The organism is Amycolatopsis sp. CA-126428, from assembly GCF_002904335.1.
Lineage (GTDB): Bacteria > Actinomycetota > Actinomycetes > Mycobacteriales > Pseudonocardiaceae > Amycolatopsis.
Map to the genome: position 1 here is coordinate 25,636 of NZ_PPHF01000050.1, position 18,046 is coordinate 43,681.

Genomic DNA, 18,046 nt, shown 5'->3' on the forward strand with positions numbered 1-18,046 from the left:
CGAAAGCTTGCTTCCGGAGGGGTAACCGGCTTGACGGTGGTTGCTACCGTCGATCCCATGAAGCGCGCTGCACTGACGACGACGCCGGAGAGTGTCCCGGCGCGCTGAACGATGTTTCCGGCCCGGGGCGGTTGCCCCGGGCTTCGTCCTGTGGTCTTCCGCCTCGCCGTCCACGAGGGAGTCCACGATGCACGACCACCGCAAGCTCGGCCGCGAACTCGGCCTGTTCGGCACCGACCCGCTGATCGGCGCCGGCCTGCCCTACTGGCTGCCCGACGGCGCGATCATCCGCCACAGCCTGGAGGAGTACGTCCGCGCCCTCGAACGGCGCGCGGGCTACCAGCGCGTCCATTCGCCGGTGCTGGGCAAACGCGAGCTGTACGAGATCTCCGGGCACTGGTCGCTCTACCGCGACGAGATGTACCCGCCCATGGACGTCGGCGGCGAACAGCTCGTGCTGCGGCCGAGCCTGTGCCCGCACCACGCGGTGATCTACCGTTCGCGCGGCCGCAGCTACCGCGAGCTGCCGCTGCGGATGGCCGAAATCGGCGGGATGTACCGCAGTGAACTGTCCGGGGTGCTCGGCGGGCTGAGCCGGGTGCGCGCGATCCAGCTCAACGACGCGCACGTCTTCTGCACCCTCGACCAGGTCGAAGCCGAGGCGGCGGCCGCGCTGGCCCTGATCCGGCGGGCTTACGACGCGCTCGGCATCAGCCCGGCGCGCTACCGGCTTTCCCTGCCCGGTCCCGGCGGGAAGTACGTGCCCGGCAACTGGGCCGGCGCCGTGGAAATCCTGCGTTCGGTCCTCGACGGCCTCCCGTACGACGCGGTCGAGGGCGAAGCGGCGTTCTACGGACCGAAGATCGACGTCCAGATCGCCGACGGCGCGGGCCGCGAATCGACCCTGTCCACCGTCCAGGTCGACTTCCACCAGCCCGAGCGGTTCGGCCTCGAGTACGTCGGCGCGGACGGGGCGAAGCACCGGCCGGTCATGGTGCACCGGAGCATCATCGGCAGCGTCGAACGCGCGGTGGCCCAGCTGATCGAGGTCCACGGCGGCGCGTTCCCGGCTTGGCTGGCGCCGGTGCAGCTGCGGCTGCTGCCGGTGTCCGCGGCCGAAGTCCCGTACGCACGGGAGGTCTTGGCCCGGTGCGGCGACGTGCGCGCGGAGATCGCGTCGGAAGGCAGCCTCGGCGCGCGCATCCGAGACGGGCGGCTGGTGCCGTACCAGGCCGTGATCGGGTCGAAGGAGGTCGCCGAGGGGCAGCTTTCCGTACGGCTGCGTGACGGACGCCGGCTCGACGCGGCTGGGGTGGAAGAGGTCGTTGCGCGGATCGGGGCGGAGGTCAGGAGGCCGTAGCCGCGGTCAGCCAGTCGAGCGTCGGCGCCAGGCTCTCCGGCGCCGCCCAGCCGTTGATCACCGCGAGCAGCTCCAGGTACCGCTCGCGGCGGGGGTCGTGGACGTCGCCGAGCCAGTTCCGCAGCTCGGCGGGGTCGCGCCCGAGGCCGTCCACGATCGCCGCCGCCAGCGGCGAGCCCGGATCGATCCCCGCCGCCAGCGCCGGCGCGACCGCATCGCGCACCTCGGCGGCCAAGTCCCGCCGCAGACGACCTTCGTGCCGGTTCACAAGCCGGCGCAGCACCGCACGGAAGCCCGCGTCCTGGGTCAGCTCGGCCAGTTCGATCCAGGCGTCCAGCTGGCCGGGACTCGGGTCCGCGGGCAGTTCCGGAGTCAGCGTCCGGGCGATCCCCGCGAGCTCGGGCCGGTCGCCCAGCGCGTCGGCGAGGAAGTCACCGATCAGTCGGCGGCGCTCCATTTCGGACAGTCGAGCCAGTTCGTGCACGAGTCTCGTCTCCTCGGTGGTCGAGCCGCGGGCGGCGACGGCCGTCCACACCGCCTGCCGCAGGCGCAGCACGCGGATCTCCGTTTCCAGGGCCTCGGCGTACGTCGCCGCGACGTCGGCGACGGTCGCTTCCCCGTCGACGATCCGGCGGACCACGGCGAGGCCGAGCCCGAGGTCGCGGAGGGTGCGGACGAGGTCGAGCCGGGCGAGCGCCGCGTCGTCGTACCGGCGGTGACCTGCGGCGTTGCGCCCGGACGGCGGCACGAGGCCGTGGTCGGAGTAGAACCGGACGGCCTTGATCGTCAGCCCGGTCCGGCGGGCCAGGTCGCCGATCGAATAGCGCATGCCCGTCAGCCTGACACCTCCCCTCGGGGGAGGCGCAAGGGTCACATCCACCCGATCGTGTCGATCAGGTGTTCGACTTTTCGCGGTAGAGTCGATCACACGAGTTCAGGTTTCCTCCCGGATCCGGGTCACCAGCTGGGTCGGGTTCACGAACCGCAACGCGACGAGAAGGAGCACGAGCATGGAAGCGGTGTAGATGGTCGCCATGGCGTCGACGGACTGGTTGGCGCGGATGCCCGCGGCGAACACGGAGTTGTAGAGCGCCACCACGAGGGTCGTCGAGTCCGGGCCGGCGGTGAGGAACGTCAGCTCGAACATGCCGACCGTGCGCACCAGCACCAGGATCGACGCGGCCAGGATGCCCGGCAGCAGCAGCGGGCCGAGGATGCGGGTGAACACCGAGACGGTCCGCGCGCCGGACATGCGGGCCGCGGCCTCGATCTTCGGGTCGATCTGCTCGATGAACGGCGTCATCGTCAGCACGACGAACGGCACCGAGGGCACCAGGTTGGCCAGGATGACGCCGGTGATCGTGCCGGCCAGGTGGAACTTGTAGAGCACGGTGGCCAGCGGGATGCCGTAGGTGATGGGAGGGATCAGGATCGGCAGCACGAACAGCAGCATCACCAGGCGCTTGCCGGGGAACGAGCGGCGGGCCAGCACGTAGGCGGCCGGGACGCCGACCGCCACCGACACGGCGATCACCACGAGCGCGACGATCGCCGTCGTGAGGAGGACGTCCGAGAGGCCGAACTCGCGCCAGGCGTCGGCGTACCAGTGGGTGGTGAAGCCGTCCGGGAGCCAGGTGCCGAACCACTGCGTGCCGAACGAGTCGACGACCACCGAGAGCACCACGCCCGCGAGGTTGACGAAGAAGAACACGACGACGGCCCAGACGACCCAACGTCCGGGACGCGCGACCCAACCGGTCATCCCTTGCCTCCGGTGGCTCCGCGGTACAGCGTGCCGCGCCACGCCATGACCAGGCCGATCACGATCAGCATGACCACCGCCATGAGCATCGCGACGGCCGAGCCCATCGAGTAGTCGTACTCCTCGAACGCGGCGTGGTAGGCGGCGATCGAGATGACCCGGGTCTCGTTCGCGGGGTCACCGACGAGCTGGGCCGAAGGGAACACCGAGAAGGCCATGACGAACGAAAGGCAGAAGGTGATCGCCAGGCCGGGAGCCAGCAGGGGCAGCGTGATGCGCCGGAAGCGCTGGACGCCGTTCGCGCCGAGCGTGGCGGCTGCCTTCTCCAGGGAGGGGTCGATACCCGAGAGGTAGGACAACGTCAGCAGGAAGGAGAACGGGAAGCCGGTGATCACCAGCGACAGCAGCACGCCGGTGTAGTTGTGGATCAGCGGGAGCGGCTGGTCGGTGACGCCGAGGACGGTGAGCACCTTGTTCAGCCAGCCCGCCGGCCCGCCGTACATGATCAGGCCCTGCGCGGTGAGCACCGTGCCGAGCGTGATCGGCACGACCAGGATCGTCGTCAGGAGGCGCTTGCCGCGGACGCGGCCGCGCATCACATACGCGATCGGGATGCTGGCGAGCACGTTGATGAAGGTCGCCGGGAGTGCGATGCCGAGCGTCGTCCAGATGGTGTCGCGCAGGTAGGGGTCGCCGAAAAACCGCGCGTAGTTCGCGAAGACACCGCCCTTGCGCGGCGCGAACGACAGTTGGAGGCCGTAGAGGAAGGGGTACAGGAACAGGCAGGCAGTCACCAGCAGGCCGGGCACCAGGAGCAGCAGGGTGCGATCGATGCCGCGTTCGGCCAGGCGGTGCCGCAGTGCGGGCCGGGCGGTCGCCACGGCGGTCACGGCGCGAACACCAGGACGCGCTCGGCGGGGACACCGATCTTGACGGTATCCCCGGGCGCGAGGCGCTTGTCCGTCCGGAAGTAGACCGGCACGCCGGTCTCCAGCCGGGCCGAGACCGACAGCTCGCGGCCGTGGTACTCGACGATCTCGACCGTCACGTCGAGGGCGTTCTCCGTGCCGTCGCCGACGACGAAGTCCTCCGGGCGGATCGCCACCTTCGCCGGGCCCTCGGTGAGCGTGCCGCGGCCGGCGAGGCGGACCCCGGCGCCCTCCACGGTGACCGACGAGCCCGCGGTTCCGGTGATCGTCACGTCCAGGAGGTTGCGGTAGCCCATGAAGGACGCGACGTAGCTGTTCACCGGCTGGGCGTACACCTCCTCCGGGGTGCCGATCTGCTGGACAGCGCCCTCGCGCAGCACCACCAGGCGGTCGGCCAGCGACAGGGCCTCCTCCTGGTCGTGGGTGACGTACACCGTGGTCAAGCCGAGCGTCTGGTGGAGGCGGCGGATCTCCATCCGCATCTCGAGCCGGAGCTTGGCGTCCAAATTGGACAGCGGCTCGTCCATCAGCACGACCGGTGGCTCCAGCACCACGGCGCGGGCGATGGCGACGCGCTGCTGCTGCCCGCCGGACAGCTGCGCGGGGAACTTCGCCGCGTGCTCGGTCAGCTGCACCAGGCGGAGCGCTTCGTCGACCCTCCGCCGCGCCTCGGCGCGGCCGACCTTGCGCATCTTGAGGCCGAACCCGACGTTGGCGCGGACGGACATGTGCGGGAACAGCGCGTAGTTCTGGAACACCATCCCGAACCCGCGCTGCTCCGGGGGCTGCCCGTCGATGCGGGTGTCGTCGAGCCAGATGCTGCCCGCGGTCAGGGGCAGCAGGCCGGCCAGGCAGTTCAGCGCCGTCGACTTGCCGCAGCCGGACGGGCCGAGCAGGGCCACGAACTCGCCGCGCGTGATGGCGAGGTCGAGGCCACGCAGGGCGTTCGCGGTGCCGAAGCTGCGCGAGACGCCGTCCAGCCGCAGCTGCCCGAACGTCACTTCTTGCCGACCTTCGAGCCGCCGACCAGCTGGTTCCACTTGTCGAACGCCTTGACCTGCTGCTCGGCGGGCAGCGAGGTCTCCTTGGGGTACTGGGCGATCCACTGCTCGTACTCCGGGCGGCCGAACTGCTTGATCGTGTCCTGGCTCTTCTGCGGCGCCATCTGCAGGGTGACGTCCTTGACGGCGGGGCCGGGGTAGAAGTACCCGTCGTCGTAGGCGATCGCCTGCTGGTCCGGCTTGAGCATCCAGGCGATCAGCTGCAGGATCGCCGACTCCTGGTCGGGCGAGAGGCCCTTGGGAATCAGGGCGTACTGGGCGTCGGTGACCCAGTGCATCGGCTGCATGATCGCCGTCTTGACCGTGTTGGGCACGGTGCCGAGCTTGCGCGGGTTGATGTCCCAGCCGGTGGTCGACATGATCATGTCCACCGCCCCGGACGCGAGGTTCTTCATCGTCTCCGTGGTGCCCGACGGGTAGTACTTCACGTACTTGCCGAGTTCCTGCAGGAACGCCCAGGTCTTGTCCCAGCCCTTGTCCGGGTCCTTCGGATCCTTGTCGCCGAGCAGGTACGGCAGGCCCATCAGGAACGTCCGGCCCGGGCCGGAGTTCGACGGCTGGGCGTACTGGAACTTCTCCGGGTGCGCCTTCGCCCAGTCGAGCAGCTCCTGCGGGGACGCCGGGGCGGCGGGCACCGCGCCGGGGTTGAACTCCAGGAGCGGGCCCGACGGGTAGTAGACGACCTCGACGCCGTAGCCGTTGGCCAGCTCCTGCATCTTGGCCGCCGGCTCGAGGTAGTTCTGCATCAGGTTCGGGAACCGGCCCGAAAAGTCGGGCAGGACCTTCGCCAGGGTGCCGTTCGCGATACCGGCGGAGAGGCCGTCGGTTCCGCTCAGCACCAGGTGGGTCTGGGCGGCGCCGCCGTCCTGCTCGGCCTTCAGCTTGCCCGCCATGCTCGGCGCGGGCGCCGTCGAATAGGTGACCTTCGCGAGCACTTCGGGGTGCGCGGCCTTGAAGTTCTCGATCATTTGCTTGGTGAGCTGCAGGTTGCCCGCGACGTCGAGGATGTTCAGCTCGACGGGCTTGCCCGGCTTGTCGGGGACGGCCTGGGGGTTCGCCGCCTGGCCGCCGTCGCCGCCGGGCGCGCCGCAGGCCACCAGACCGGCGGCGAGACCCACCGCCAGCAGCACTCGTCGGAATCGGAAGCCGGTGCAACGCTGCATGGCTGCTCCCTAGGTCCATGATAATGTTGTATGTCGCATCGTATATCAGATCGGACATGCCAGTGGCGAGCACTTCTTCGGCCCGGAGGCCGCCGCCGCCCGTCTCGCGGACGGATTTCGTGCGTGACGCGATCAAGGAAGCGATCTTGAGCGGGGAGTTCGGGCCCGGCGAAACGCTCGTCGAAGCCGAGGTCGGCGCCCTGCTGGGAGTGTCGAAGACGCCGGTGCGCGAGGCCCTGCGGATCCTGGCGGGTTCCGGTTTGGTCACGATGAGCACGTACAAGGGGGCCGCGGTCCGCGTCATGGACGCCGAGAGCGCGTACGCGGTCTACGACCTGCGGGCGCTGCTGGAGCCCGAAGCCGTCCGGCGGGCGGTCGAGCGGGGTGCGGACTTCGGCGAAGCGCGGCAGGTGCTGGCCGGGGTCGAGACCGGCGCGGCCGCCGGCGACCGCGCGAAGGCCAGCCTGGCGAACCGGCTGTTCCACCGCGCGCTCTACGCCGGGTGCGGGAACCCGCTGCTGGTCGAGGTCCTCGACGGGCTGCGCGACCAGGCCGCGCTGATCACCGTCACCGGCTGGGGCATCAGCCCCACCTGGCAGGGCGAAGCGGCCGAACACCGGGCGATCCTGAGCGCCGCCGAGAGCGGCAACGCCCGGCAGACCGCACACCTGCTGCGCCAGCACATCACCGATTTCATCGACCGGGTCGGCTTCGGGCTGCCCGGCGAACGCACCACCGAGACCGGCGATCCGAAGGGGGCCCGATGACGTTCGAGGAGCAGAGGCGGCGGCTGTCCGGGGTGGTGGCCATCCCGGTCACGCCGTTCGACGCCGAGGGCGCCGTCGACGGCCAGACGTACGCGAAGCTGGTGGACCGGCTGATCACCGGCGGCATCGAGGTCGTGACGCCGAACGGCAACACCGGCGAGTTCTACGCCCTCGACGCGGACGAAGCGCGGCAATGCCTCGAGGTCACCGTCGAAGCCGCGGCGGGCCGGGCGAGCGTGCTCGCCGGGATCGGCCACGACGTCGCGTCGGCGACGCGGGCCGCGGCTCACGCGCGGGACACCGGCGCCGACATGGTCATGATCCACCAGCCGGTGCACCCGTACATCTCCGGCGACGGCTGGGTCGACTACCACGCGACGATCGCCGCGGCGGTGCCGGAACTCGGTGTCGTGCTCTACGTCCGCAACCCGGCGATCGCCGGTGAGCAGCTGCGCGCGCTCGGGGAGGCGGCGCCGAACGTCATCGGGGTGAAGTACGCGGTGCCGGACCCGGTGCGGTTCGGCTCGGTCGCCCGGGACGCGGGCTTCGACCGGTTCGTGTGGATCGCGGGGCTGGCGGAGCTCTCGGCGCCCGGCTACTTCGCCGTCGGCGCCACCGGCTTCACGTCCGGGCTGGTGAACGTCGACCCGGCGATCTCGCTGGAGATGGTCCACGCACTGTCCACAGGGGACTATCCGGCGGCGATGACCGTCTGGGAGCGGATCCGGCCGTTCGAAGAACTGCGGGCCGCCAACGGGAACGCCAACAACGTCAGCGTGGTCAAGGACGCGCTGGGCCAGCTGGGACTGTGCCGCCCGGACGTCCGCCCGCCGAGCCGGCTGCTGACCGGCACCGAACGGGAACAGCTCTCCGGACTGCTTTCCTCGTGGGGGCTCTTGTGAATGGCGGCTCGTCGGCGGGTCGGGGGGCGGCAACTTTGCCGAACCCCGGCTCGTCGACGAGCCGCCCGCTGACAGGGGTCTTCCGGACACGAACCTCGCTGTAGCAACCTGATTGGGCGCCCCGGGCGTCACTCTGCGCGACTGCGGGCGGCTGCTCGCCGGTCGAACGGCCGGCACGGCTGCGAGACGAACGGGTTCACGAACCCGGCTGCGACTCCTGTCTCCGGCTGGACGAACCGGCCGGAAGGCCTCGGGTGTGTGGTAGGTCACCGTCATCCCGATGTGGCTGACTGTACACCTCTTCGGCGGCCAGCGGGGAATTGCCAACGAGAGCCCCGGGTGGGAGGCTGGGGGCAGGACGCGGTACCACCGCGACCAGGCCCCAGTGCCCTTTCCCGAACCGGACCCAGACCCCGTCAGGGCTGGAAACCGTTGCTGGACAAGCCGTTACGACTTAACCAGAGCGGTGCGCCGATGACTTCCACGCATGTTTCGGATCCTCCCGCAATGCCCGGCAGCGACTTCGCCGAGCTGTCGCGGCTCATCAAGGACGCGGGACTGCTGCAGCGGCGCCGCCGCTACTACGCCGTGCGGATCGGGCTCAACCTCGCCGCGTTCGGCGGCGGCTGGGTCGCCTTCGTCTACCTCGGTGACTCGTGGTGGCAGCTGTTCCTCGCCGCGTTCTTCGCGATGGTCTTCGCGCAGCTGGCGTTCATCGGCCACGACGCCGGGCACAAGCAGATCTTCCGCAGCCGCAAGGCGAACGACGCCACCGGCCTGGTCCACGGTGGACTCACCGGGTTGAGCTACGGCTGGTGGATCGGCACGCACGCGCGGCACCACGCCAATCCCAACCACGAAGACGAGGACCCGGACGTCGACATCGCCGCGCTCGCGTTCAGCAAGGCGCAGAGTGCGCAGAAGCGCGGTTTCCTGCGCTGGGTGGCGAAGTACCAGGCGTTCCTCTTCTTCCCGCTGCTCCTGCTCGAAGGTCTCAACCTGCACGTCTCCAGCGTGAAAGCGGTGTGGCGCGGGGACGTCCGCCAGCACAAGCTGGAGTCCGCGCTGCTGATCGCGCACCTCGTGGCCTACCTCGCCGCGGTGTTCATCGTGCTGTCGCCGCTGACCGGGATCATCTTCGTGCTGGTGCACCAGTTCCTGTGGGGGCTGTACATGGGCTGCTCGTTCGCGCCCAACCACAAGGGCATGGAAATGCTGGCGGCCGGCCACAAGCTCGACTTCCTGCGCAAGCAGGTGCTGACCTCGCGCAACATCCGCGGCGGCCCGGTGACCGACTTCGCCCTCGGCGGGCTGAACTACCAGATCGAGCACCACCTGTTCCCGAGCATGGCCCGGCCGAACCTCAAGCACGCGCAGGTGATCGTCCGGGACTTCTGCGCCCGGCACGAGATCTCCTACGCCGAGTGCAGCTGGCCCCGCTCGTACGGGTACGTGCTGCAGCACCTCCACGCGGTGAGCGAGCCCCTGCGGACGGCGAAGGTGGCAGCGTGACGGCCCCGGTGCCCGACGCGCCGGAGGTCCCCCGCAACGGCACGCAGTGCCCGAGCTGCCCGCACCCCCTCGGCACGCACGACGCGATCGCCCGCCGCTACTGCGCAGCCACGGAGGCCGGCCAGGCGGCCGACCGCGGCTGCGTGTGCGGCTCGGCGGCGGACCACCAGGCGCACTGACCGAACCCGCCCGGCGCCGGGCGGCCGACGCATGATGCGCGCCGCCCCGGGCCGGTCGGCGCGCGGCCGCGCACGTGTAGCTGCGCATCACCGGGCGCTCGGCCTCGGGGATCGCCCCGGTTGGCGACACGGCAGGCTCGCCGACCCGACCCCGCGCTCTGGCCGGTCCCGCTCGCACCCTCACGCCGAATCCGGCCGCCGGATCCCGCTCGGCCGCCCGGCCCCGGCCACAGCAGGCGCTCTGCGCAGGTCAGCCAAGCTGTGGCCGATGTTACTCGCGCGTTAACAAGACGTCAGCGAGCGCCCGGAAGCCGTCAGGACGGCATTCACGGGTGATCTCCGGCGGCCTCCGCGGGGGTGTTCTGGCGACATCCGATCCGCCGTGATGCCCGGAGGCACCCGTGACGCTCAGCGAGCTTCTTCCCAGCCTCGGCTGCGAAGCCGCCGATCACCTCGAGCCAGGAGTCTGGCCGCGAAGCACCCGAATCGGCGAAGACGGCGAACTGCTCTTCGCCGGCGCGCCCGTCAGCCACCTTGCCGCCCGCTTCGGGACGCCGTCCTACCTCATCGACGAACAGCAGGTCCGCGACACCGCCCGCGAGTACCGCGAAGCGCTGCCTGACGTCGAAGTCGCGTACGCCAGCAAAGCGCTCTGTACGCGAGCCGTACTGCGTTGGGTTGCCGAAGAGGGGTTGTCGCTCGACACCTGCTCCGCCGGTGAGATCGCCGTCGCGCGCTCGGTCGGCTTCCCCGCTGAGCGCATGCTGCTGCACGGCAACGCGAAGACCCCTGAGGACCTGAAGGCCGCGCTCGGCTACGGCGTCCGGCGGATCGTCGTCGACTCGCTCGACGAGATCGAACAGCTCGGCGCGCTCGCCCACGGCGCTCAGCAGGTGATGATCCGGGTGACGCCCGGCGTCGCGGCCGGGGCGCACGCCGCCATCAGCACCGGCACCGAAGGGCAGAAGTTCGGCTTCTCGCTCCTCGACGGCGTTCCCGACAACGTCGACGCCGCCGTCGCAGCAGTCAAGAAACAGCCCGGGTTGCGGCTTCAGGGCCTGCACTGCCACATCGGCTCCCAGGTGACCGGGATCGACCGGTACGAAGCGGCCGCGCGGCGGATGGCCGAGGTGCTCGTCCGGATCCGCGACACCCACGGCGTCACGCTGCGGGAGCTCGATCTCGGCGGCGGGCACGCGGTGCCGTACGTCGGCGGCGAGCCCGCGTTCGACCTCGGTGGCTACTCGCGGCGCCTGCGCGTGGCGCTCGCCTACGAATGCGCGGCACACCGCTTTCCCTTGCCCCGCCTGACGATCGAACCCGGCCGCGCGATCGTCGGGCCCGCCGGGATCACCGTCTACCGCGTCTGCGCGGTCAAGCGCGGCAGCCGCACGTTCGTCGCGGTCGACGGCGGCATGAGCGACAACGCGCGGCCGTCCCTCTACGGTGCCCGGTACACCACACGCCTGGTGGGACGGCGTTCGACGGCGAAGCGCACCCCGATGACCGTGGTCGGCAGGCACTGCGAAGCCGGTGATGTCCTCGCCGACGGCATCAGCCTGCCCGCCGACCTGCACGCGGGCGACCTCCTGGCCGTGCCGTGCACCGGCGCGTACCACCACTCGCTGGCGTCGAACTACAACCAGGTCGGCCGCCCGCCGCTGGTCGGCGTGCGGGGCGGTGTCGCGACGCTGCTGGTGCGCCGCGAAACCGAGGAAGACCTCAGCCGACGCGATCTGAGCTGACCATGCTGTCGCCGCCGCGCGGCACGAACCCGCGCGGCAGGCGGCGGCCGGCGAAGAAGTCGCGGCAGGCGCGGTGGACCGCGAACATCAGCGGCACCCCGAGCACGATCGACACCACGCCGATCACCGCGACGCCGCCGATGCCGAACACCGTCGTCTCGCCCGCGTCCGGCCGCGCGTACTCGATCAGCGCGAACACCAGCACGGCCAGGAAGAACACGCCGCCGGTGAACGGCAGCAGCCCGCGCAGCACGAAGTTGCGGACGCTCGCGAACAACGTCCGGCGGAACACCCACACGCAGGCCAGCGCCGTCATCGTGTACTCGATGGCGATGGTCAGCCCGACCGCGTCCACCGAGTCCGCCAGCACGTGGTCGCTGACCAGCGCCAGGAGCACGTACACGGCCAACGACACCAGCCCGAACGCCCAAGTCGCCACCGTCGGCGTCCGGAACCGCGGGTGCACGCGGCCGAAGAACCGCGGCAGGGCACCGTGGCTGGCCATCGACAACGTCGTGCGCGCCGCCGGCATGATCGTCGCCTGGCTGGTGGCCGCGCCGCTGGTCAGCACGGAAACGATCAGCAGCACGCCGAGCACCTTGCCACCTCCGCCGTCGCCGAACACCGCGCCGCCCAGGCCGGCCAGGACGTCCTCGGAGTTGGCCTCGTTCGCCAGGCCGATCCCGTCGGCGCCGATCCCGGCGAAGGCCAGCGCGGCGACCGTCACGAGCAGGTAGTTCAGCACCAGCAGCACCGTCGACAGCACGGCGGCGCGCCCCGGTGCGTGCCGCGGATCGGCGGACTCCTCGTTGACCGACAGCGAGCTTTCCCAGCCCCAGTAGATGAACACGGCCAGCAGCACCGCCGAAACCGCGGCGCCGGCGGAAACCCCGCCCGGCCACAGCCAGTCCAGCCGCGGCAGCGACGCCTGCGGCCCGGCCGTGCCGTCGAAGACGCGGACCAGCGCGACGGCCGAGAAGAGCACCAGGACGGCGAGTTCGACGCCGAGCAGGATCCACTGCGCCCGCGCGGACACCTCGATGCCGCGGTGGCAGAGCCAGCACAGCGCCAGCAGCCAGGCAGCGCCGATCGCCGTCGTCACCCACCGGTTGTCCGCCGCCGCGGACGCGCCGAACAGCAGCAGCGTGTACCGGCCGGTGAGCGCGGACTGGCTGCTCATCACCAGCAGTTGCGCGACCGTGACGACCCAGCCGGTGAACCACCCGGCGTGCGGGCCGAACGCGCGCGCCGCCCAGGTGAAGTTGGTGCCGCAGTCGGGTTCCGCGGTGTTCAGCTCGCGGAACGCGAAGGCGACGAACAGCACCGGCACGAAGGAGAGCACCATCTTTCGGGGGTCCGGGTGGCAGAGCCCCCGGCCCGGGGCGCAGCCCCGGATGTCACAGCACGAACGCCGCCGCCTTGAACCCGGTGCCCGCCAGGACGATCAGCCCGAGCGTGGCCGCGATGGAGTACGCCGGCGCGGTCGACGACATCCCGATGACCATCGACGACACCATGCCCAGCGCGCCGCCGCGCAGTCCCTTCGCGGGAACGGCGGGAGCGCCGAGCGCCACGGCCTCCGACATGCGGTGATCCTCCTGGGGTGCCGGGAAATGGGGGTGGCCGGTACGACCGGGCGGCCAGACGCTACCCGGCGTGGGCGGGTGCGCGCGTCCGGCTGTGCGCGGGCGCACAAAACCGCCTCGGAAAGCCTTGTCGATTTCGGCTTCGACCACCGATTCCTCGGCTGAGCGCGGCATGTACGTCGAATCGCGCGAAGCTGGCGCAGAGGGCTCGCTTTCTCCGCAGGTCTCGATACGCTGCGCACTTGACAAATCACATGCCGAAACACAGGGAGGGACGGCATGGGTGACGAAACACGTGCGCGCGCGCTGGACAATACGGACAGAGCACTGATCGACCTGCTCCAGAAAGACGGCCGGGCCTCGTTCACCGCGCTCGCCAAGGCGGTCGGGCTTTCGGAGGGAGCGGTTCGCCAGCGCGTGCAGCGGTTGCTGCGCGACGACCTGATGCAGATCGTCGCGGTGACCGACCCCGCCAACGTGGACCTGACGCGCCAGGCCATGGTCGGCATCAACGTCGACGGCGTCGATCCCCGGGAAGTCGCGGACAAGCTGTCCGAGCTGACGAACGTGCACTACGTCGTGCTGTGCGCCGGGCGCTACGACCTGCTGGCCGAACTGGTCTGCCGGGACGACGACCACCTGCTCGACGTGCTCGGCGAAGAGATCCGCAAGATCCCGGGCGTGTCCGGGACCGAGCTCTTCGTGTACCTGAAGCTGGCCAAGCAGAACTACTCCTGGGGCCGGCTCACGGCGTAGCGGCCGGGGATGACGGGCGTCGCCGCCCGCCACCCCCGTTCCCTACAGGAAGCGCCGGTGCCCGGCCTTCGCGGGCACCCCGGCCTCGGCGAGGCCGGTCAGCGCCGCCGGGAGCGGATCCCGGTGCAGCACCCCGAGGCGCTGCGTGGCGCGCGTGAGCGCGACGTAGAGTTCCGCCGCGCCACGCGGGCCCGCGGCCAGGATCCGCTCGGGCTCGACAACGAGCACGGCGTCGAACTCCAGTCCCTTGGCCGCCGCGGCCGGGATCGTTCCCGGCACCCCCGGCGGCCCGAGCACGACGCTGGTGCCTTCGCGGCCGGCCTCGTCGCGGACGAAGTCGTCGATGGCGTCGGACAGCTCGTCGGCCGTCACTCGTCTGGACCACGGCCGGACCCCGCACGCGCGCACCGATTCCGGCGGCCGCACGGCCGGCGCGAACCGCGCCAGCAGCGCGGCCGCGACGGTCATGATCTCCGCCGGCGTCCGGTAGTTCACCGTCAGCTCGCGGTACAGCCAGCGGTCCCCGACGTACGGCGTCAGCACCGGACCCCACGCCGTCGCCCCGGCCGCCGAGCGGCGCTGGGCGAGGTCGCCGACGATCGTGAAGGAGCGGCTGGGGCACCGCCGCATCAGCACCCGCCAGTCCATTTCGGACAGTTCCTGGGCTTCGTCGACGACGACGTGCCCGTACGTCCAGTCGCGGTCCGCGGCCGCCCGCTCAGCCAGGTCGCGCGCGTCGCGCTCGGTGAACCGCCCGGCCAAGTCCTCGGCGTCGAGCAGGTCCCCGGCGACCAGTGCGACGTCCTCGTCCAGCTCGTCGGCGTCCAGCTTCAGGAGGTCCATGACGCCGGAGGCGTACTCGGCCTCGGCTTCCGCCCGCCGGCGGGCGGCGGCGCGGTCCTCGGCCTCGTCCCGGCCCAGCAGGTCGGCCAGCTCGTCGAGCAGCGGCACGTCCGACACCGTCCAGGCCGCGCCGTCCGCGCGGAACAACGCCGGATCGGCCCCGGCGGCCGCGAGCCGGCGCGGAGACTCGTACAGCGGCGCCAGCAGCGTCTCCGGCGTCAGGTACGGCCACAGCTCGCCGAGGGCGGTCTCGAAAGTTTCGTGTTCCGCGAGCTCGTCGAGGACCTCGGCGCGCAGGTCCGCCCACAACCCGCGGTCCGCCCGCGTCAGCCAGCCTTCGCCGATCTTCGCCACACCGCGCTCGGCGACCAGCGCCGTGACGCGCTCGCGGAAGACCGCCCGGGCTTCGTTGTGCGGCAGCCCGGTCTCGCGCGCCTCGAGCCGGGCCTGGGTCACGAGTCCGGCGTCGAGCTCCACGGTGACGTCGCCGAGGTCGATCGACACCGGCTCACCGGGTACCTGCTGGCGATCGGCGACCGCGGCGGCCAGCACGCCGAGGATCTCGAGCGATCCCTTCAGCCGCGCCACTTCCGGCCGGTCCTCGGCCGTGACGTGCAGCCCGGGCACCAGGTCCCCGGTGGTCGAGAAGACGACGTCCGTCTCGCCGAGCGACGGCAGCACGCGGCCGATGTGGTCGAGGAACAGCGGGCTCGGCCCGACCACCAGCACACCGCTGCGCGACATCCGCTCACGCCGGGTGTAGAGCAGGTACGCCACCCGGTGCAGGGCGACGGCCGTCTTGCCGGTGCCTGGGCCCCCTTCGACCACCAGCACCCCCGCGTGGCCGAGGCGGATGATCTCGTCCTGCTCGGCCTGGATCGTCGCGACGATGTCCCGCATGCCCTCGCCGCGAGGCGCGTTGACGGCCGCGAGCAGGGCCGCGTCCCCGCGTTCGACGTCACCAGGGCGGCCCAGCACCTCGTCGGTGAAATCGACGACGCGGCGGCCCATCGTGTGGAACTGACGGCGGCGGCGCAGGTTTTCCGGCCGCGCCGCCGTGGCCACGTAGAACGGCCGCGCGGCCGGCGCCCGCCAATCCAGCAGGAACGGTTCGTAGTCGTTTTCCGCGTCGAACAGGCCGACCCGGCCGACATAGCTGGTTTCGCCCGAAAGGGCGTCCAACCGGCCGAAGCACAGTCCGTTGTCGGCGACGTCCAGCCGGGCCGCCTCCCGCGACCGGCAGCGGACGTCGGTCTCTCGTTCCCCCGGCGTCACCTCGGTTTGGCCGAGTGCACCGTGGTAGCGGGCCTGCGCCGCCGCGCGCTCGCGGTCGAGCCGCTCGTACAGCGCGGCGACGTAGGCCCGTTCTTCCCGCAATTCCTCGTCGTACCCCTGGTTTGACAAGTTCCCCTCACAGCGGTTAGACTCTTATCAGGTTCGGCGAGTTCTTCTTCTGTTTGATATTTCAGTCGAAGAGCACGCCGATTTTTTATTGTCCACCCGCTGTCAAGAGCCTCAGCCCAGCATGAATTCACGCGGGTTCAGCGGCCGGTCGACCACCCGCACGTCACCCAGCAGTCCCGCGAAACTGCGGTCGACCTTCCCGTTGTAGGACGACGCACCGACCAGCCACGAACCGCCCGGATCGGCGAGCCCGATCGCGGGCGTGGCCGGGTTCCGGACCACCGGGCAGCCGTCGACGAACATCGTCGTGCGCCGGCCGTCGTTGACCACGGCGACGTGCCACCACTTCTCCACCGGCAGTTCGTGGCCCCAGTTCGTCGAGGTCCGGTCCTGGTTCAGCGGGTACACCGCCCACTGCAGCTCCCCACCGTCCGAAAGGGACAGTGTGGCCGCCGATTCCTGCGGGTCGTCGCCGGTCTTGCCCGCGGCCGCGCCGCTGCCCTGCCGGGCGAACAGGCCGCACCAGCCGTGGTGGCCGTCCTTGAAGTTCGCGGGCAGCCAGAAGAACGCTTCGACGGTGTAGCCGCGTTCGAACTCGAGCTTGTTGATCGGGGCCGCGTCGACCGTCCGCAGGTACGCGCCCCGGCTGGGGTCGCGACCGCCGTCGAACCGCAGGCTCGCCCGCGACGGCTGCCGCGGCGAGAACTCGTTCGAGTACTTCAGCGCGTCCGGCCCGCTGCCGGGCGCGGTGACGCGCGTGAGGTCGTTGCCGCGGCCGGTCTGGTCGCGCACGACGACGTCGTCCGGCACCGCCTTGCCGTCCTGACCGCCTTCGAACCGCCAGTAGGCGACGGTTCCGGGGATCACCAGCTGCTTCGCCGGCCGCCCGGGCGGAACCGGCACCGGCGCGAAGCCCTTGAACCGCTCGGCGAAGTCGATCTCCAGGCTGAAGTAGTCGGCCGAGCCGCTGCGCTCGGCTTCGACCTGCTGCAGCTCGCTCAGGTGCTCCTGCGCGGCCAGCCACGGCGAGAAGGTCCGGACGTCGATCACGCCGCGCGCGAGGTCGAACTGGTAGAGCCGGACCATCGCGCTGCCGCCGTAGTAGCGGTCCTGGTAGTTGGCGAGGTGGACGTGCACGTCGTGCCCGGCGGTGTTCTTCCGGACGGTGCGCCCGGTCGGCCAGTAGTGGCCGTTGAGCGTGAGGAAGATCTGGTCGTTGCCCTGCACCAGCTCCTGCCAGACGTGCTCGCCGAACGTCGAGAACTGCGCCTGGGCGTTGTCGTCGGCCCAGACGAGCTCGTGGATGGTGAGGATGGCCGGCAGGGTCGGGTGCTGCGCGAGGACCTGCTTCGCCCAGTTCAAGCCGCCCGCCGACGGCCGCCAGTCCAGGGCGAGCAGCAGCCACTCGCGGCCGCCGCCGCGGAAGACGTGGTAGCTGTTGTAGCCGTCCTTCGTCGCGCCGCGGAACGTCGGCGAGTTGCGCTGGCGCTGCGGGCCGAACGCGTCCAGGTACGGCGAGGCACCGCGCTGGTCGTCCTTCGAGCCGTCGATGTCGTGGTTGCCCGCGAGGGTGCTGTACGGGAACCGGCGGCGGTCGAGCGCCTGGAACGACCGGCTGATCCTGGCGAACTCGTCCGCCCGGCCGTTCTGGGTGAGATCGCCCAGGTGGGCGAGGAAGACAACGTTGTCGTCATCGGCTTCGAGGACGTACCGCAGCGAGGCGTCCAGCGGGGCCGCGTCGCCGCGGTCCTCGTCGAACAGGTACTGCGTGTCGGGCATGACCACGAGCGTGAAGCGCGGATCTTCGGCGTCCGGGCGGTGCCGGCCGGTGGCTTGGGCGGCCGGCGCGCCGAGGACGTTCGGCAGGGTCGCCGCGGCGGCGACGGCCGGTGCGCCGAGGAGGAAGGTCCGGCGAGAAGTGTCAGTCACGGGCCGGAAGCTACGGGCGGCTTCCGACCACCCCGGCAACTGCTGCCGAACACGGGATGAACAGCGGTACTGTGCCCGCATGAGCGAGCTTGCGAGCGAATCATTCAACACTGCGCTTCCCGCTCAGGGCGCACCGAGCGTCAGCGAG

At 70.9% G+C, this 18,046-nt stretch carries 16 protein-coding genes; 7 read left to right on the forward strand and 9 right to left on the reverse strand.

Features of this window, described 5'->3' with window-relative positions; all coding sequences use genetic code 11:
- The first annotated feature begins 148 nt into the window (after positions 1–148).
- A complete protein-coding gene (gene thrS / locus C2L58_RS14615; protein ID WP_255410536.1) occupies positions 149–1,360 on the forward strand; it encodes a threonine--tRNA ligase in 1,212 nt (403 codons plus the stop codon).
- On the opposite strand, the gene C2L58_RS14620 is transcribed toward thrS, so the two are convergent.
- The 5 genes from C2L58_RS14620 to C2L58_RS14640 all read right to left on the reverse strand — a co-directional run bounded on the left by C2L58_RS14620 (position 1,347) and on the right by C2L58_RS14640 (position 6,275).
- Positions 1,347–2,189 carry a MerR family transcriptional regulator gene (locus C2L58_RS14620; RefSeq protein WP_103338126.1) on the reverse strand — a complete coding sequence of 281 codons (843 nt, stop codon included), beginning with the start codon at positions 2,187–2,189 and terminating at the stop codon, positions 1,347–1,349. The two genes, thrS and C2L58_RS14620, sit on opposite strands and share 14 nt — an antisense overlap.
- Positions 2,190–2,294: 105 nt before the next feature.
- Complete coding sequence (locus tag C2L58_RS14625; RefSeq protein ID WP_103338127.1) at positions 2,295–3,122, reverse strand: ABC transporter permease; 828 nt, start codon at positions 3,120–3,122, stop codon at positions 2,295–2,297.
- On the reverse strand, positions 3,119–4,012 hold the full coding sequence (locus C2L58_RS14630) for an ABC transporter permease (protein WP_103338128.1): 894 nt from the start codon (positions 4,010–4,012) through the stop codon (positions 3,119–3,121). Before C2L58_RS14630 ends, C2L58_RS14625 begins: the two co-directional genes overlap by 4 nt.
- Positions 4,009–5,052, reverse strand: coding sequence for an ABC transporter ATP-binding protein (locus C2L58_RS14635; protein ID WP_103338129.1), 1,044 nt, complete (start codon positions 5,050–5,052; stop codon positions 4,009–4,011). Before C2L58_RS14635 ends, C2L58_RS14630 begins: the two co-directional genes overlap by 4 nt.
- Complete coding sequence (locus tag C2L58_RS14640) at positions 5,049–6,275, reverse strand: extracellular solute-binding protein (protein WP_199191273.1); 1,227 nt, start codon at positions 6,273–6,275, stop codon at positions 5,049–5,051. Before C2L58_RS14640 ends, C2L58_RS14635 begins: the two co-directional genes overlap by 4 nt.
- A 62-nt stretch (positions 6,276–6,337) precedes the next feature.
- On the opposite strand from C2L58_RS14640, the gene C2L58_RS14645 reads away from it, so the two are divergent.
- The 5 genes from C2L58_RS14645 (at position 6,338) to lysA (ending at position 11,380) form a co-directional block, all read left to right on the forward strand.
- Positions 6,338–7,042, forward strand: coding sequence for a GntR family transcriptional regulator (locus C2L58_RS14645; protein WP_103338131.1), 705 nt, complete (start codon positions 6,338–6,340; stop codon positions 7,040–7,042).
- Entirely contained in the window at positions 7,039–7,944 is a 906-nt protein-coding gene (locus tag C2L58_RS14650; RefSeq protein ID WP_103338132.1) for a dihydrodipicolinate synthase family protein, read from the forward strand. The genes C2L58_RS14645 and C2L58_RS14650 overlap by 4 nt, the downstream gene beginning before the upstream one ends.
- A 474-nt stretch (positions 7,945–8,418) precedes the next feature.
- Positions 8,419–9,456: a fatty acid desaturase family protein gene (locus C2L58_RS14655; RefSeq protein WP_199191274.1), complete on the forward strand. Its 1,038-nt coding sequence runs from the start codon at positions 8,419–8,421 to the stop codon at positions 9,454–9,456.
- On the forward strand, positions 9,453–9,635 hold the full coding sequence (locus C2L58_RS14660; protein WP_103338134.1) for an RGCVC family protein: 183 nt from the start codon (positions 9,453–9,455) through the stop codon (positions 9,633–9,635). The genes C2L58_RS14655 and C2L58_RS14660 overlap by 4 nt, the downstream gene beginning before the upstream one ends.
- A 401-nt stretch (positions 9,636–10,036) precedes the next feature.
- Positions 10,037–11,380, forward strand: coding sequence for a diaminopimelate decarboxylase (gene lysA / locus C2L58_RS14665; protein WP_103338135.1), 1,344 nt, complete (start codon positions 10,037–10,039; stop codon positions 11,378–11,380).
- Here lysA and C2L58_RS14670 read toward each other — a convergent pair.
- Together C2L58_RS14670 and C2L58_RS50410 are read right to left on the reverse strand one after the other, a co-directional pair.
- On the reverse strand, positions 11,358–12,725 hold the full coding sequence (locus C2L58_RS14670) for an APC family permease (RefSeq protein WP_233225724.1): 1,368 nt from the start codon (positions 12,723–12,725) through the stop codon (positions 11,358–11,360). The genes lysA and C2L58_RS14670 overlap by 23 nt on opposite strands.
- 52 nt (positions 12,726–12,777) lie before the next feature.
- On the reverse strand, positions 12,778–12,966 hold the full coding sequence (locus C2L58_RS50410) for a hypothetical protein (protein ID WP_233225725.1): 189 nt from the start codon (positions 12,964–12,966) through the stop codon (positions 12,778–12,780).
- Positions 12,967–13,245: 279 nt separating this feature from the next.
- Here C2L58_RS50410 and C2L58_RS14675 point away from each other — a divergent pair, with 279 nt between their 5' ends.
- The gene (locus C2L58_RS14675) at positions 13,246–13,722 is read left to right on the forward strand and encodes an Lrp/AsnC family transcriptional regulator (protein WP_103338136.1); all 477 of its coding nucleotides are present in this window, start codon (positions 13,246–13,248) and stop codon (positions 13,720–13,722) included.
- Between the two features lie 42 nt (positions 13,723–13,764).
- Here C2L58_RS14675 and helR read toward each other — a convergent pair whose 3' ends face one another.
- Complete coding sequence (helR, locus tag C2L58_RS14680) at positions 13,765–15,969, reverse strand: RNA polymerase recycling motor ATPase HelR (protein ID WP_103338137.1); 2,205 nt, start codon at positions 15,967–15,969, stop codon at positions 13,765–13,767.
- 111 nt (positions 15,970–16,080) lie between these two features.
- Complete coding sequence (locus C2L58_RS14685) at positions 16,081–17,898, reverse strand: LamG-like jellyroll fold domain-containing protein (protein WP_103338138.1); 1,818 nt, start codon at positions 17,896–17,898, stop codon at positions 16,081–16,083.
- Positions 17,899–18,046 lie beyond the last annotated feature (148 nt).

Bases quoted from the DNA above. Each gene is read 5' to 3' on its own strand.
- C2L58_RS14620 (WP_103338126.1), bottom strand. From the start codon at position 2,189: ATGCGCTATTCGATCGGCGACCTGGCCCGCCGGACCGGGCTGACGATC.
- C2L58_RS14625 (WP_103338127.1), bottom strand. From the start codon at position 3,122: ATGACCGGTTGGGTCGCGCGTCCCGGACGTTGGGTCGTCTGGGCCGTC.
- C2L58_RS14640 (WP_199191273.1), bottom strand. From the start codon at position 6,275: ATGCAGCGTTGCACCGGCTTCCGATTCCGACGAGTGCTGCTGGCGGTG.
- C2L58_RS14650 (WP_103338132.1), top strand. From the start codon at position 7,039: ATGACGTTCGAGGAGCAGAGGCGGCGGCTGTCCGGGGTGGTGGCCATC.
- C2L58_RS14655 (WP_199191274.1), top strand. From the start codon at position 8,419: ATGACTTCCACGCATGTTTCGGATCCTCCCGCAATGCCCGGCAGCGAC.
- C2L58_RS14670 (WP_233225724.1), bottom strand. From the start codon at position 12,725: ATGGTGCTCTCCTTCGTGCCGGTGCTGTTCGTCGCCTTCGCGTTCCGC.
- C2L58_RS50410 (WP_233225725.1), bottom strand. From the start codon at position 12,966: ATGTCGGAGGCCGTGGCGCTCGGCGCTCCCGCCGTTCCCGCGAAGGGA.
- C2L58_RS14675 (WP_103338136.1), top strand. From the start codon at position 13,246: ATGGGTGACGAAACACGTGCGCGCGCGCTGGACAATACGGACAGAGCA.